At 64.7% G+C, this 14777-nt stretch carries 12 protein-coding genes; 2 read left to right on the plus strand and 10 right to left on the minus strand.

Annotated features, from left to right (window positions below; translation table 11 throughout):
• Nucleotides 1-70: 70 nt before the first annotated feature.
• The 8 genes from HU763_RS07985 to HU763_RS08020 form a co-directional block, all read right to left on the minus strand.
• A complete protein-coding gene (locus HU763_RS07985) occupies nt 71-817 on the minus strand; it encodes a fimbrial biogenesis chaperone (protein ID WP_186687283.1) in 747 nt (248 codons plus the stop codon).
• Between the two features lie 73 nt (nt 818-890).
• Nucleotides 891-1490: a fimbrial protein gene (locus tag HU763_RS07990; RefSeq protein ID WP_186687288.1), complete on the minus strand. Its 600-nt coding sequence runs from the start codon at nt 1488-1490 to the stop codon at nt 891-893.
• 114 nt (nt 1491-1604) lie between these two features.
• Complete coding sequence (locus tag HU763_RS07995) at nt 1605-2252, minus strand: response regulator (protein ID WP_063913809.1); 648 nt, start codon at nt 2250-2252, stop codon at nt 1605-1607.
• A 69-nt stretch (nt 2253-2321) separates the two neighbouring features.
• Nucleotides 2322-5534 (minus strand): hybrid sensor histidine kinase/response regulator, encoded by a 3213-nt coding sequence (locus HU763_RS08000; RefSeq protein ID WP_186687291.1) that lies wholly within the window; start codon nt 5532-5534, stop codon nt 2322-2324.
• 83 nt (nt 5535-5617) lie between these two features.
• Entirely contained in the window at nt 5618-6811 is a 1194-nt protein-coding gene (gene pvrR, locus HU763_RS08005; RefSeq protein WP_170028961.1) for a response regulator cyclic di-GMP phosphodiesterase PvrR, read from the minus strand.
• A complete protein-coding gene (locus tag HU763_RS08010; RefSeq protein ID WP_186687293.1) occupies nt 6798-9617 on the minus strand; it encodes an ATP-binding protein in 2820 nt (939 codons plus the stop codon). The genes pvrR and HU763_RS08010 overlap by 14 nt, the downstream gene beginning before the upstream one ends.
• Nucleotides 9618-9686: 69 nt before the next feature.
• Nucleotides 9687-10673, minus strand: a complete 987-nt coding sequence (locus HU763_RS08015; protein WP_186687295.1) for a fimbrial protein — start codon at nt 10671-10673, stop codon at nt 9687-9689.
• Nucleotides 10674-10699: 26 nt separating this feature from the next.
• Nucleotides 10700-11404, minus strand: a complete 705-nt coding sequence (locus HU763_RS08020; protein ID WP_186687297.1) for a fimbrial biogenesis chaperone — start codon at nt 11402-11404, stop codon at nt 10700-10702.
• 197 nt (nt 11405-11601) lie between these two features.
• Here HU763_RS08020 and HU763_RS08025 point away from each other — a divergent pair, with 197 nt between their 5' ends.
• Nucleotides 11602-11946 (plus strand): hypothetical protein, encoded by a 345-nt coding sequence (locus HU763_RS08025; RefSeq protein ID WP_186687299.1) that lies wholly within the window; start codon nt 11602-11604, stop codon nt 11944-11946.
• 22 nt (nt 11947-11968) lie between these two features.
• On the opposite strand, the gene HU763_RS08030 is transcribed toward HU763_RS08025, so the two are convergent.
• Nucleotides 11969-12934, minus strand: coding sequence for a GlxA family transcriptional regulator (locus HU763_RS08030; protein WP_186687301.1), 966 nt, complete (start codon nt 12932-12934; stop codon nt 11969-11971).
• 96 nt (nt 12935-13030) lie between these two features.
• Here HU763_RS08030 and HU763_RS08035 point away from each other — a divergent pair, with 96 nt between their 5' ends.
• The gene (locus HU763_RS08035) at nt 13031-13492 is read left to right on the plus strand and encodes a tautomerase family protein (protein WP_186687303.1); all 462 of its coding nucleotides are present in this window, start codon (nt 13031-13033) and stop codon (nt 13490-13492) included.
• A gap of 57 nt (nt 13493-13549) precedes the next feature.
• Here HU763_RS08035 and HU763_RS08040 read toward each other — a convergent pair whose 3' ends face one another.
• Nucleotides 13550-14662: an alkene reductase gene (locus HU763_RS08040; protein ID WP_186687305.1), complete on the minus strand. Its 1113-nt coding sequence runs from the start codon at nt 14660-14662 to the stop codon at nt 13550-13552.
• Nucleotides 14663-14777: the final 115 nt, after the last annotated feature.

The following is a 14777-nucleotide window of genomic DNA, read 5'->3' on the forward strand; positions in this document are numbered from 1 at the left end:
TCATGTCCCGGCACGGGCTGGGCACGGGAGGCCGCACACGACCGGGGCGCGCGAGGTGGGCGTTATGCGGTCACAAGCTGATGGCGGGTTCGGCAGGCTTGGCGCTACCTGGCTGGGCAGGGTTAAGCAGCACGGAATAGCCATGCTGGGCGCCATAGTCGTTGATGCTCTTGAAGGTGAGCGTCAGCGGGCCGTCCACTTGCGAAAGTGCCGAGCTGAAGGTCTTTTGTTCACCGGGGGCGATCATGCTCGAATCGACGCTGAACACGCTCTGGTTACCGCGTTTGATTTCGATGTCAGCCATCGACACGTGATACAGGCTGGGGTTGTTCACGCTCAGCTGCGCCTTGCCGGCGTGCCGGGTTACTTGCCAAACCAATTGTTCCGGTGCCAGCAGGGCGTTGCCGGGCAAGTTGGCCGGGCGGAAGAAAATCTTGATGCGTTGGCGCACCGCCAACTGCAAGGTATTGGCCTGGGTAGTGGCTTGCGGGATTTCCTGCACATTCAGCCAGACCACCGATTCGCGGTCGGTTGGCAGGCCCTGGCCCTCATAGAGAATGCGCAGCAGTTGTTCCTGCTTGGGCATCACCCTGGCCAAGGGAGGGGTAATGGCAAACGGCGCCTGCGCGCTGTCGCCGGCATCCACCCAGGACTGCACCAGGACTTCCTGGTTGCCATTGCGCACGGTGACATTGGCCTCCTTGTGAGCACCGTCGAACACGACGCGCGTAGCGCTCAGGGAGATGCTGGCGGTTGCCTGGGCAGCGACGAGCATGCCCAGCAACCCGAAAACGGGATACAGAGAACGACGCAACATGGTTGGGGTACCTTGCGGGACGAAGAAGTGGCGAGGCTGTTGAGCCTCGCGCAGGGGAGCAGCGGCGAATCGATTACTCGTACTGCAGGATGAACGGCAGGGTGGCGTCACCACGACCGGCGGTGGCAGTGCCGGCGGCGCCGGTGGTCACGTAGGCTGCGGAGAAGCTCAGGGTGGCATCGCCGCCCGCAGCGCCAGTGCCGTGCACGTCGCTCTGGATCTTGGCGGTAGCGGCCGAGCTCAGGTCGATCAGGTTGCCGTTCGGGTCGAGCAGGGCGATGCCGACGTTGGCCGCGGTGCCGGTGCCTTTGGTCAGGGCCAAGACCTTCTTGCCGGTGACCAGGCCCGAGCCGCCGCTGTTGGCGTCGAAGACCATCGCCACCTTGGTGCCGACGTTGCAGTTGACGTTGAGGTTGAAGTCCTTGCCGGTCACGCGGCCTGCGCTCGGGTTCTCGGCGGTGCCCATGTCCTTGATCGAGACGGTGCCCATGTCCACGGCGATTACGCGGTCGGCATTGGCGCCGTCGACCGAACAGGCGTCATTGTTGATCACGCCGGTGAAGGAAATCTTGCCGCTGCCACCGTTGACTGGCCCGGTAGGATCGGCAGCCAGGGCGCCGGCTGAAGCGGTAATCAGCGCGAGGGTCAGTGCGGCCAGGGAGAATTTATTCATATTGATGTCCACATGAAAATGAGTAAGTGCTGCAACTAAATGCACGCTCACAATAAGTCAGGTGGTTTCCCTGGCCCATCAGACGAATCTTAATGGTCGGCCAATCAAACTGGGTTAATTGAAGATATGACTTGCCAGGCAATAGGCCAATAATTCCTGGTCGCTGTTTACTTCAAGTTTGCGCATGGCGGAAACTTTCTGTGCACTGATGGTCTTGGTACTTCGGTGTTGGCTGCGGGCAATTTCGCTGACACTTTGGCCGGCCACGAACAGGCGCAGTATTTCGAATTCCTTGGGCGACAGGTTTTCTACCCGTTGGTCGATGGCGGTGTTGCAGGCCACCACCGAATGCCTCGCCGGTTCCGGCGCCCGGTAGGTGCTGTTGCGCGCCACGGCGTTGAGCGCCTTCTCGATTTCGCCGTGCAGCTGGCTCTTCTGGATGACACCGTCCACGCCCAGCTCCTGCAGCCGCGTGAGGATCAGCGGGTTGGAAATCATGGTCAGCACGAGAATGCGAACAGCGGGATAGTGGCGCTTGAGATAGTCGATCAGTTTCAACCCGTCACCGTAGGGTGAGTCTGCCGGCATGTTGTAGTCGGAAATGACCATGTCCACGGGTTGGCGTTCGAGCAGTTCGATCAGCCCTTGCGAGCAAACGGCTTCGCCGACCACGCAAAAGCGCGGGTCGCGTTCGACCAGTTCACGGACGCCGAGCAGTACGATGGGGTGATCGTCGGCGATGATGACCTTGAGTTTTTCCATAAATGACGACCCGTTAGCCGGTGCGGATGAGAGGGTGGTTTCCATGCGTTATCAGCGCTGTAGTTGATTCTATGCAAGGCTGTCGAGCATGGCCGACAACCTGTCCAGCACCTCGCGCATCCTAGCCGCCAGGGTAGCGTCGAGCGGCGAGTTGGCCAGCGCGTCCTCAAGTGCGCAGCACTGCTCGGACAGGGCTCTGGCCTGCACCGCACCGAGGGCCCCGGCGACGCTGTGCAGGCGCTCGCCAAGACGCCGATGGTCGCGCTGTTCGAGGGCCAGGCGCAACTGCTGCAGGTCTTCGTGCAGGGTGCTGATGAACAGCGCGCGCATGCTGGCGGGTACTTGCACGGTGTCGCCGGTGGCGGGCAGGGGCGAGCTGCCGTGGGTGTCCGCTTGCGCCTGGCTGGGACCATCGGCCAGGACCGGGCGGCACAGACGGAGCAGATAGCTGCGCAAGGCCTGCAGGCTCAACGGTTTGACCATCCAGGCATTCATGCCCACCTCGAGGCAGCGCTGGCCCTCTTCGCGCAGGGCATTGGCGGTAACGCCGATGATCGGCAGGCGGGCGTCGTGCTGGCGCAGGGTCCTGGCCAGTTCGTAGCCATTCATCAACGGCATGTTCACGTCGGTCAGGACCAGGTCGAACAGGCCTGGCTGCCAGCGTTGCATGGCCTGTTCGCCGTTGGCCGCGACGACCGTGGTGCAGCCCAGCGCCTCGAGCTGCTCCTGCAGGATCGCCTGGTTGATCGGATTGTCCTCGGCCACCAGCACATGCAGGCGCAGGGCGGCACGTTGCTGCTGGGTGGGGTCGTGGCCATCGGCCGCCCCGCCCTGGCGCACCAGGGCGATGGCCTGGGCGATGGCGCGCACGTCATGCAGGTCTACCCGCCAGCAGCCGTCGATGAATGCACCGGGGGCCGGGCCGTCGCTGCAGGCGCAGATCCGCTGGCCATGCCAGCTGGCAGCGTCCGGGCAGTCGAGCAGATCGACCAGCAGGGCCTGGGGGTTGTCCTGCTCGAGAGGGGGAATCGTCAGGGTGGCGGCGATGCCCAGGCGCTGCAGCCAGTCGACGCCATGCTGGGCAAGTTCCGGTATCGGCGCACGCACGTACACCGGGGTCGGGTCGGGCACCAGGCTCGGGCAGTCGCTCAGCGCCCCCTCGGCCAGCGGCAGGCTGACGGTGAGCGAGAAGCTGCTGCCCAGGCCCGGCTCGCTGACCACCTTGATCCGGCCGCCCATCATCTCGGCCAGCCAGCCGCAGATCGGCAGGCCCAGGCCTGCGCCGCTCTCGCTGGAGGCGTCGGCGACCTGGTAGAACAATTCGAACAACCTGGCTTGCTGTGCCTGGGAAATGCCGATGCCGGTATCGGCAACCTGGAACTGCAGGCTGACCTGGCTGGCGTCGAGCGCCAGCACGCGGGTGCGCAGCACCACCCGGCCGGTGTCGGTGAACTTGATGGCGTTGCTCAGCAGGTTGTTGAGGATCTGGCGGATGCGTATCGGGTCGCCGACCACCTGGGCCGGCAGGCGGGCGTCGTGGCAGGCATACAGCAGCAAGCCCTTGCGCTCGGCGAAGGCGCGATAGGTGCGCACGGTGTCCTCGAGCAACTCCAGCGGGCAGAACGTTACCGGCTCGAGCGCCATTTGCCCGGACTCGATCTTGGTCACGTCGAGCACGTCGCTGATCAGCTGGAACAGGGTTGCCGAGGAGCGCTGGATGGTGTGCAGGTAGCCTTGTTGGCGAGCATCCAGCTGCGTCAGGCCGAGCAGCTCGAGGGTGCCCAGCACGCCGTACAGCGGGGTGCGGATCTCGTGGCTCATGGTCGCCAGGAACAGGGTCTTGGCAGTGTTGGCGGCATCGGCGGCGCGGCGCGCCTCGTCCAGCGCCTGGGCGTCCTCGACGTGGCGGGTTACGTCGTTGAATGCATAAAGGCGCACGTCTTCGCCGTGGTAGCGGGTCGACACGAAACCCACCTGCAGGTGGCGGCCTGCGACCTGCAGGGAATGTTCGCCGCTGCTGGCCTCGTCCACCGTCGAGGCGAGGGTGCTGACCAGTTCGCGCGTGCCTTGCCATTGCTGCGCCCGCTGGTTCTCCAGCAACACTTCATGGTCGCTGCTACGCACCACGCACAGGCCGGTCGGGGCGGTATCGATGACCACCCGGCTGAAGGCCTCGCTCTCGGCGATGGTCTCGTGGGCGGCGCGTGCCGGCAGGACGACCTGGCGCTGATACCAGCGGATGGCCACCCGGCCCAGCCCGATCAGCACCAGGAAGGTGGCGGCGATGCTGGTCAGCGACCAGAACGCATAACGGAAGAAGTGCCGGTAGGTCACGGTGTAGACCGCGCTCCAGCCGCCGTTGGCCTGTTCGTGCAGGCGGAACACCAGGCCTTCGGCTTTGATGTTGAGGCCCTCGTGCACGCCCTCCAGGGAGGCAGGCGTGCCGATCAGCACCTCGCCGGACGGGGCGATGAGGTTGAAGTGGTCATACACGGTCCAGTCCATGATGCGTTCGAAATCGTCGATCTGCGCCAGGTCCACCAGCGACGCCACTTGCGTGCGCTGGCTGTCGGCCTTGGCCGGGTGCAGGATGACATTGGCGTAGGCCAGCACACGCGGCGGGGAGGCCTGGTCCGGCTGTTCGACATAGCTGCGCCAGATGATTGCGCCTCCCGGGCGCCAATCCTCGGCGTGCGGCTGGCGTGCCATGACCTGGCGGATGACGTCGATGAACGGTTCTTCCTCGGGCTTGCCGCGCCCGCGTCCTGCAGCGGGCACGGTGATGTCGTAACGGGCATCCGGCGAGAACAGGAACACCTGCGGCGAGCGGTAGGGTGAGGCTGACCAGAACATGCTGTAGAAACTGGCCAGGTTCGCTCCTTGGGTGTACACCTCCGACACGTCGCGGTCAGCGAAATGGCGCCGGTCGAGCTTGAGGCTGAACGGCATGGAGAATGGAAAGACCTCGCCCTTGTAAATGTCCGGCCCTTCTTCAGGCAGCGGCGTCAGCACGGGTTCCAGCGCGCGAGGGTAGTCCAGCAACTCCCCCTTGGCGCTGCGTTGCACGAGGGCCTGGAGGAAGGTTTCCTGTTCCTGGACATTCTCCATCAGGCGGGCGAAATGGATGCTGATCGTATCGCTGTGTTCTTCGACCAGGCGCTCGATCGACCACAAGCTGAAGCCCGCCAGCAGCAGTGCCAGGCCCAGCAGCACGGTCATGCCTTTGTTCAGGCGCAGGGAGCTGCGGGCCAGGTTTTCCAGCAGGGCGTTGTACTGTTTCATGCAAGGATCCGCAAGGCCATGGGGCGTCGATAACCAATGTAGATTACCTTGGATGCCCGCCCGGCGCCGTGAGTTACAACGGGTCAGTAGGCCGACGGCGGGCCGTCGCTGTTCAGCAGGCGCTGGAACTGTTCCGCCGACACGGCATGGGAAATCAGGAAGCCCTGCACCTGGTTGCAATCGACCTTGCGCAGCAGTTCGAGCTCCTGCGGCGTCTCCACCCCTTCGGCGACCACGGTGAGGCCGAGCTTGCGGCCCAGGGCGACGATGCTGGCCAGGGCCGAGGCCAGGCTTTCGCTTTCATCGCAACGCTGCACCAGCGCGCGGTCGATCTTGAGTTCGGTGAAGGGCGTCGAGACCAGGCTCATGTAGGAGCTGTAGCCTTTGCCGAAGTCGTCCTGGGACAGGCCGAAACCTTTCATGCGCAGGCGGCAGGCACCCGCATAGAAGTTGCTCAGTTGTTCGGGAATGGAGCATTCCATCAGCTCGAAGCAGAGCTTGCCGGGCACGCCCTGGTGGTGCAGGACGAATTCCAGCAGGCGATCGGCCAGGTCATGGCTGTTCAGCAGGTGGGTCGGCAGGTTGATCGACACCGGGATGTCATAGCCCCGTTCCCGCCAGCGCGCCTGGGCATCCATGGCTTGCTTGAGCATCACCCACAGCAGCCGTTCCTCCAGGCCGAAGGCATTGAGCGCTGGCAGGAAGGTGCCTGGCAGCAGCACGCCTTGCTCCGGATGCATCCAGCGCACCAGCGCCTCGGCCGCGACGATGCGGCCGTTGTGCAAGGACTTCTTGGGTTGGAACCAGGCCTGGAAGGCCCGGTTGTTCAAGGCATCGACCAAGGTCTGGCGGTCGAATTCGGGGCTGGCCGCCGTGGCCTGGGCCGGCGCCTGATGGTGCAGCTGCAATTGGTCGATCAGGCTGCGCAGTGCGCTGGGCTCGACGGGCTTGGAGATCAGCCCGAGCACGTCCACGCCGAGGTTCTTGGCCACCAGGCTGGCCGCCATCAGCATGCGCCGCGAGGCCGCGCTCATGATCGCCAGGCCTGGCTTGTGGCGCAGCCCGGCGAGGTGCTGGATGAACTGCACACCGTCCATGCCGGGCATCAGCAGGTCGGTCAGGACCAGGTCGAAGTCACGCTGGCGCAAGCGCTCCAGCGCTTCCTGACCATCCCGGGCCGCTTCCAGGTTGAAGCTGCCGAGTTCGCTGAACAGGTGTTGCAGGTACATATGCTGGAACGGGTGGTCTTCGACGATCAGGATGTTAAAGGGCTTCAAGACGGCTACCTCGATACGGGGCCAGGCAGTTGAACAGGGCTTGCAGGTTGAAGGGCTTGATCAGGCAGCGATCCATGCCGGCGGCCAGGCACAGTTCTTCCTCGCCGCGCAGGGCATTGGCGGTGGCGCCGACGATGGGCCGGGTGCAGCCCAGCCGGCGCAGGGCGCGGGCCAGTTCGTAGCCGTTCATGGCGGGCATGTTGACGTCGGTCAGCAGCAGGTCGAAATGCTCGCGCTGCCAGGCTTGCAGGGCCTGTTCGCCGTCGCTGGCCAAGGCCACGCTGCAGCCGAGCTGCTCGAGCTGGTCACGCAGGATCAACTGGTTGATGACGTTGTCCTCGGCCACCAGCACGTGCAGCCCCAGTGGCTCGGTCGAGGGGGCCGGCACGGCCTGGTCCCGGGGGCGGCGCAGGCCCTGGGCCTGGCCGACGGCCTGGTGCAGGGCGGCCAGGTCGTTGAGGTTGACCTGCCAGTGACCGGCTTCGTGCCGCGCCTCCCAGCAGTCCTGGGCGCTGGCCAGGATGCGTGGGCCCGGCCATTCGGCGACCAGCCAGCGCTCGACATTGCCGGGATGCAGTTCGACCAGCAGTTCGCCAGCCAGGGCGCTGCCCGCTGGCGGCGCGCCGACCTGGGCGCGTGCGCCCCAGCGGCACAGCCAGCCACTGATGGCTTCGGCCAGTTCGTGTACCGGCGATACCACGTGAATGCGTTCGGCCAGCAGGTTGAACGGGGCGCTGGCACGGCCTGACGCCTCCTCCAGGGGCAGGCTCAGGCTGAAGCTGCTGCCCAGCCCCAGCTCGCTGACCAGGCGCAGCTGGCCGTTCATCAGTTGCGTCAGGCGCTGGCAGATCGGCAGCCCGAGCCCGGTGCCGGGGATGGCCTGGGTGTACCCTTCGGTCTGGTAGAAGGCGTCGAAGATGAACGGTTGGTCCTGTTCGGCGATGCCCTTGCCGGTGTCCGACACCTGCCACAACAGGCAGGAGCGCTCGCCATCGCGGTTGAGCAGCCTGGCGCGCAGCACCACGCGCCCGCAATCGGTGAACTTGACCGCGTTGCTCAACAGGTTGTTGAGGATCTGGCGGATCCGGTTGACGTCGCCGATCAGGTGTTCCGGCAGGCGCGGGTCCAGGCAGCTGTAGAGCTGCAGGCCCTTGCTCGTGGCCGCCGCGCTGTAGCCCTGGATCACTTCGCGGACCAGGTCCGGGGCACTGAACTCGCTGAGTTCGAGGGCCAGTTGGCCGGCCTCGATCTTCGACACGTCCAGCACGTCGCAGATCAGCTGCAACAAGGTTGACGAGGAACCTTCGATGGCCCTCAGGTAATCGCGTTGCTGGGCGTCGAGCGTGGTACGCGAGAGCAGCTCCAGGGTGCCCAGCACGCCATACAACGGCGTGCGAATTTCATGGCTCATGGTCGCCAGGAACTGCGTCTTCGCTTCGTTGGCTGTGTCGGCCGCGCGCCGGGCGTCCTCCAGCGCGGCCTCGATCTGCTTGCGGGTGCTGATGTCGCTGAAGGCACACAGCAGCACCTGTTCACCCTTGTAGCGGGTGGGCGCGCAGCTCAGGTACAGGTGGCGCCCTTCGGCGCTCTCGAAGTAGTCGCTGCACTGGCCGTCGGGCCGCTCGAAGGCCTGCTCGATCCATTGCGCGCTGCGCAGGCTGCGGGCCTGGTCCTGACCCAGCCACTGCTGGGCCAGGTGGTTCTCCAGCACCACCTGGCCATCGCTGCGGCGCAGCACACACAGGGCGACGGGGGCGGTTTCGATGACGTCACGGCTGAACATCTCGCTTTCCACCAGTGCGCGGATGCGTTCGACGGTGGGGGTGAAGAAGCGCTGGTCGAAACGCTGGATCAGTACCCGTATCAAGCTGATGCTGAGCACGCAGAACAGCAAGGCACCGAGCAGTTGTTGCCACAGGCCGGCAAGGATGGCGGACAGGTCGATCGCGTAGACCAGTTGCCAGTCCGAGGACATCAATGGCTTGCTGATGACCAGGTGCTCAGGCAGCAATCCCTGGCCGGCGAAGCCGAAAAAGTCGTTGCCCACGGGCTGGCGCAGCGAGCGCTCCAGCGTCGGCTCCGGGCTGTTGGTGAATACCAGCATGCCGTCGGCGTTGAACATCATGAATTCGCCTGCGCTGGCATCCCGGAGCGCCGGCGCCACGGCCTGGCTGTCGATTTCCAGGCCCAGCCAGCCAGAATCCGGGTCACGTTCGTCCAGGCGCAGGAAGATGAACAGGCGTGAACGGTGCACATCGTGGTCGGCCAGCCACAACTCCTGGGCAGCGGTGGATCGTTCCCCCGCGGCACGCAGCTGCTCCAGCAACGCAGGCGAAGGCAACGCGGCCTGGGCATCAGCGTGGTACAGCCAGCGCATCGGGGCCTGAGCCGCGGTGTCGACATACAGCAGGTTGACCTGGCGGGCCTTGAGGTACGCGCACATGCGCTGGGTCAGCCACAGGCTCCAGCGCTTGTGCGGCTGGCTGCCCAGTTGCAGGTGCACTTCCTCGCCCGGCGCCAGTGGCACCCAATCGATGAGCGGATCCGTTTGGCGCACGGCCGCGAGGCTCAGGCTCTCCAGCAGTGCCTCACGGTTGGTGAAGAAGGTGTGGGCCTCGGCGATCGCGCTGCTCATGGCGCCGTGGCGCCGGGCGATGTCGGTGTTGAAGGTGAACGACAGGAAATTGTAGGCCGCGCCGAGAATGCCGGCCGACAGCACGATCGCCAGCAGCCGAAGCAGGCGGCGCGCTGCCTCGGGGTCGGAGAGGAGGGGGTTGATTTGTTGCAGGTAGGCTTTGAGTCGCATCCCGTGAATGTAGGGAGACCGCTGGCAACTGGACATCAGACGATCCTTAAAGGTCGCCTGGCCGGGGGCCTACTTGTAATACAGGTCAACCAGCGCCATGGCTTCGAATGGGCCGGGGATGGGCGCCGAGCGCCAGATCAGGTCGGCACGGAACGCGTTGCGGATCAAGCCCGGCACGGTCAGCTCCGTCAGCTTGAACCAGGTGTCGAAGGGCACCGGTTGGTTGCTGTCCTGCTGGGTCAGGGCGATGCCGACCGAGCTGTTGTTGCTGGGCACCAGCAGCTTGTCGATAACGCTGGCGCTGCCAGCGACGGGGGTGAAGCGAGCATTGATGGTGTAAGGTGTGTCGCAGGACCTGACCAGGTCGAGGCTGAAATCGGCCGAGCTGGCGACCTGGCCGACCTGTGCCGAGCTGGCAAGAGCGCGGCGAAAATTGACCACTGACGGCAAAATGGTCAACTCGGGAGAACAAGGGACAAAGCGGATGTTGTCCATGCCGGTGATGACATAGTTGAGGTTGCTGTCGGGCCTTGGGTTGAGTCCGTCCTTGCCATCTAGCTGGAACACGCGGTATTCGCTCAACGTGCTTGCTTGCCCGTTGGTTGGCGTTTTGCCGTACTTTCTGATGAACACGGTAAAGTTCAGGGTGAACCGGGCCTGCCAGCCCAGGCAGTTTGCCCAGGTGCAACCATAGCGTGAGTTGAAACCGGTGGTGACGGCGCCCGAAGCTTGTGTGATCTCCTGGGCCTTGTAGCGTATTCCGACCCGTATGCCCTTACCGATGTCGGCCTTGGCCGGGTTGATATAGAAATAGATGTCTTCCACGACGCCGGTTTGAGTGTCATCGATGCAAATGACCGAAACCGAGTGTGGTGCCGATTCCCAGATGATCGTGCCGTCGGGCGCGTCGGCCGGTACAGCCAGTGCGGTGCCCAGTGCCTCCTTCAATACCGCCTCCTTGGTCGGGTCCAGCTTGCAGGACAGGGCGTAACTGGTGGCGGGGCAACTGGCGGCGACGAGCAACAGGCCCAGCAGGTGTTTGCGGATCAAGGTCATGGGGTAGCTATCCTGTAGCGGTGTGTTCACGGCAGGGCGATGCGGTGGTGCCTCTGCAGGCCGATATCGGTGAGTTCGCTGAACGTCAGGTGGCTCTGCACGGGCAAGGGTGAAGGTGCTTCGAGGGTGAGCGATTGCCCCGGGCGCAGCAGGATATAGTCCGTGAGCTGTTGCGACTGCCCAGGGTTGTCGAGCCGCAGGTCCACCAGCGAAACATGGAAGGCACTCGGGTTATGCACTTCGATCCGGCCGGGCTGGGGCGTGCGCCATTGCAGGCCATCGGCTGCCGCACTGGCCGAGCCTGGCAGGCCGGCAGGGCGGTAGAACAGCTTCAGGCGCTGGCGGATGGCGAACTGCAGGGTGTCGGCCTGTTCGGGCTTGCGCGGGATCTCGAGAATGTTCAGCCAGAACAGTGACTCCCTGTCCTCGGGCAGGCCCTGGCCGGCGTACAGCACCCGCAGCAGCTGCTGGCCGTTGGCCGGTATCAAGGCTAACGGCGGGACAACCGCGAAGGGGGTATCGCGGCCCTCGTCGGGGCTGCTGACCCAGCTCTGCACGACCGTGTCGAGGCCGCTGCGATTGACCACGTTGATGTTCGTTTCCTTGGCCGAGCCCTGGTAGATCAGGCGTGTGCCTTCGATCTTGAGCTGGCACCAGGCCGTGGAGGCCAGGCTCATCAGCAGGAGTGCCGCCATGGCCGGGCGCGAGAGGGTATGAAGCAGGCGCGACATGGTCGGGAAGGGGCTCCGGTGAGGTTGGCTGGGAGGGGCCTGGCTATCCTAGACCGCTGCACCGCCGCCGGCTTTGAGACGTTTCTTAAACCGTCGCGTGGTTTATTTTGCGGGTTTGTGAACGACCTCACGCACGCAGCCAGGCCAGCCAACGCTCATCCGATAGTCTCAAGCGTGGGTATCGGGGAGTGGAAATCATGAGCGGCAAGCGATTCGCAGTGACTGTGGCAATGTGCCTGGCCCTGGTGGGCCAGGCCCAGGCAGGCGGCGTTGTCGCCTCAGGAGTTCTGCAATTCAGTGGCAGCATCGTCGAACCATCCTGCACCACCACGGTGGGCAGTGCCGGTTGGCGCATGGATAACTGTCCGGCGCTGGCGCGTGACAGCGTCATTGGCATCCAAGCGGTGGACGAGCAGGCGCTGCCGGCGCACGCGGTACGCATTGATCGTGGGCACAGCGTGGACCAGGCCTACAGGCTGGTCGATGAGCACGGCAAGCCGCTGACCCAAGGCCATTACGTGGTGGTCGTGACCTCACCTTGAGGGTGGCGCAGCCAGCCTTGAGTCAGCGCTGGCGCAATTGTCGCGGGGTGGCATTGAGCAGGCGCCGCATCAGCCGCCGCAGCGCCGTTGCGTCCTGGTAGCCGACCTGCGCCGAGACCGCTTCGACGGAATAGTCGCCAGACTCGAGCAGCGCCCGGGCCTTGTGCAACTGTACCCGCTGGATCAGCTGCCGGGTGGAGTGTCCCGTTGCCTTGCGCACATGGCGCGACAGGGTCCGCTCGGACATGCCGACGCTTGCCGCCAGGGCCGTGACGCTGGCCGGTTCCGGCAGCGACCTCTCGATCTCGGCAGTCAGGCGCGAGATCAGCGCATTGCCTTGGGCCAGCACGGCGGGGATGACAAAAGGCGCCTGCAGTTGCCGGCGGTCGAGCAGCAGCGCCTTGCCTACCGCGTCGGCGATTTCAGGTGACAGGCGCCGACGAAGCAGGTGCAGCATCAGGTCGGTTTGCGCGAAGGCGGCACCTGCCGTGGTCACTGGGTGATCGGCCAGCACCATGAAGTCCGGGTCTACGCGGCAACCGGGTGCCAGTTGCTGCAGATGCGCTGCCAGCCACCAGGAGGTGGTCACCCGTCGGCCGTCCAGCAGCCCGGCTGCCTGCAGCAGAAACACCGCCGAGCAGGATGCGGCAATTTCCTGGCCGCTGGCGATATGACTGCGCAGCGCAGCGAGAAAGGGCGCTGTCCATGGCTCGGCGAGGCGCTGCTCGAGCAGCTCGATGTCGCTGACGCCGATGCCCGGTATGACCCAGCAGGAATGGTCCGCGGCGCTTGCTTCGAGTGGTTGTACCGGCAGTTGCAGGCCATGGCCCAGCGCTACCGGACCCGGTTGCGGGCCGCAAACCCGCCAGCGTGGTGCGGCCAGGCCGAGCCGCCCGCTGACGGTGGCTGCGCTGGCGAGGATGTCCAGGGTGGCGGCGACGCTCGTCGCGAATGCCCCCGGTGTGACCAGGATGGTGAAATCGTACATTGTCGGATTATGCTCGAAACGGGACGGATCCGACACTTATGCACGCAACGGCTGGCAGGCCTAATGGCGCCTCCATTCATCATCAAGGTTTCCGCCATGCCCAACATTCTGATCAAGGTACCTGCCGGAGCTTTCAACGAGGCGCAACGCGAACAGCTGCTCAAGCGCGTCAGCGAGGCCGCCATCGCCCACGAACACATGGGTAGCGCGCTACCGCAGCGCGGCCTGTGCTGGGTACTCATCGAGCAGGTCCGTGGCGCTGACTGGCTGTGTGGCGGGGTGAACCTGCACGCCCAGGCCATTCCCTGCATCGTCACGGTAAAGGTGCCGGCCGGGGTCCTCGATGCACAGATGCGCAAGGATTATGTGCAGGGCCTGCACCAGGCCATCGAACACTGCGTGGGGCAGGCTGACGGGCGCATGCTGATGACGTCGATACAGCTGGTCGACGTCGCCGATGGCACCTGGGGCGCAAACGGCAACCTCTGGCATCTCGCCGATTTCACCCGCGCTGCCGGTTACGGCCATCTTGTCGCTCGCGCCCAGCCATGCGGCTAAAACCTGCGTACCGCCGTGCAGACGGGTTGGGCGATCCAGCCAGCCGGCACGGCGCTGTCAGGGGTGGGCTGGATAGTCGATGTAGCCTCGTTCGTCGCCACCAAAGAAGGTTGCTGGGTCGGGGGTGTTGAGTTGCAGGCCGTCGCGGATACGGCGTGGCAAGTCCGGGTTGGCCAGGAACGGTCGGCCGAAAGCCACCACGTCGGCACGGCCTTCGGCAATCGCTTGTTCGGCAGAAGCTGCGTCGTAGCCGCCTGCGATCACCAGGACACCTTCCCAGGCATCGCGCAGCTGCAAGATGATCTCGTCCCAGCGCGGGTCGAAGTTTTCGTCCTTGACGGTACCGACGACCGCGGGCTCGACCAGGTGCAGGTAGGCCAAGCCGTAGCGGTTCAGCGACTTGACGATGTAGCTGAACGTTTCGAAGGGGGTGTCATCGCCCATGCCCATGAACCGCCCCATCGGGGTGAGGCGCACACCGACGCGATCGGCGCCGATCTCTCGCGCCACGGCCTGGACCACCGCCAGCAGCAGGCGCGCCCGATTCTGGTACGAGCCGCCGTAAGGGTCGCTGCGCTGGTTGCTGTTGCTGTTGATGAACTGGTCGAGCAGGTAGCCGTTGCCGGCGTGGATCTCGACGCCATCCATGCCCGCCGCCATGGCATTGAGCGCAGCATTGCGGTAATCATCGATGATCGCCGCGATCTCTTCGACTTCCAGGGCGCGCGGGACCGGTACATCACCCCACACGCCATTGCCGTCGTGGTCGACGATGAACGTCTTGCCGGGCGCTGCGATTGCACTCGGTGCCACGGGCAGGCCATGGTCAGGCTGGAAGCTGGGGTGCGATACGCGCCCGACGTGCCACAGCTGCATGAAGATGCGGCCGTCCTGTGCGTGCACCTTGTCGCTCACCTGTTTCCAGGCTGCGATCTGTTCAGCCGTGTAGATGCCGGGGGTCCATGCATAACCTTGGCCCTGCCGGGAGATTTGCGTGGCTTCGGTGATGATCAACGCTGCGCTGGCGCGCTGGGCATAATATTCCGCTGCCATTGCCGTCGGGATATCGCCGGGTTGGCCCGCACGGGAGCGGGTCAAGGGGGCCATGGCAATACGGTGTGGCAGTTGCAAGGCGCCCACGCGAATGGGATTGAACAGGTGAGGGGCCATTACTCAGTTCCTTTGCAAGTGGTTTGAATGCGGTTGGCAAGTGCAGCGCTAGCGCGGCTGTTTGCTGGAGTCAGGTTAATGTCCGGCGCCCAGACTGATAATCAGCACAACCGGG

The sequence above is a fragment of the Pseudomonas anuradhapurensis genome (genome assembly GCF_014269225.2).
Lineage (GTDB): Bacteria > Pseudomonadota > Gammaproteobacteria > Pseudomonadales > Pseudomonadaceae > Aquipseudomonas > Aquipseudomonas anuradhapurensis.

Coding starts and splice junctions, on each gene's coding strand:
- HU763_RS08025 (WP_186687299.1), top strand. CDS start 11,602: ATGAGCGGCAAGCGATTCGCAGTGACTGTGGCAATGTGCCTGGCCCTG.
- HU763_RS08035 (WP_186687303.1), top strand. CDS start 13,031: ATGCCCAACATTCTGATCAAGGTACCTGCCGGAGCTTTCAACGAGGCG.
- HU763_RS08040 (WP_186687305.1), bottom strand. CDS start 14,662: ATGGCCCCTCACCTGTTCAATCCCATTCGCGTGGGCGCCTTGCAACTG.
- HU763_RS07995 (WP_063913809.1), bottom strand. CDS start 2,252: ATGGAAAAACTCAAGGTCATCATCGCCGACGATCACCCCATCGTACTG.
- HU763_RS07985 (WP_186687283.1), bottom strand. CDS start 817: ATGTTGCGTCGTTCTCTGTATCCCGTTTTCGGGTTGCTGGGCATGCTC.
- HU763_RS08000 (WP_186687291.1), bottom strand. CDS start 5,534: ATGAAACAGTACAACGCCCTGCTGGAAAACCTGGCCCGCAGCTCCCTG.
- HU763_RS08015 (WP_186687295.1), bottom strand. CDS start 10,673: ATGACCTTGATCCGCAAACACCTGCTGGGCCTGTTGCTCGTCGCCGCC.
- HU763_RS08020 (WP_186687297.1), bottom strand. CDS start 11,404: ATGTCGCGCCTGCTTCATACCCTCTCGCGCCCGGCCATGGCGGCACTC.
- HU763_RS07990 (WP_186687288.1), bottom strand. CDS start 1,490: ATGAATAAATTCTCCCTGGCCGCACTGACCCTCGCGCTGATTACCGCT.
- HU763_RS08030 (WP_186687301.1), bottom strand. CDS start 12,934: ATGTACGATTTCACCATCCTGGTCACACCGGGGGCATTCGCGACGAGC.
- HU763_RS08010 (WP_186687293.1), bottom strand. CDS start 9,617: ATGCGACTCAAAGCCTACCTGCAACAAATCAACCCCCTCCTCTCCGAC.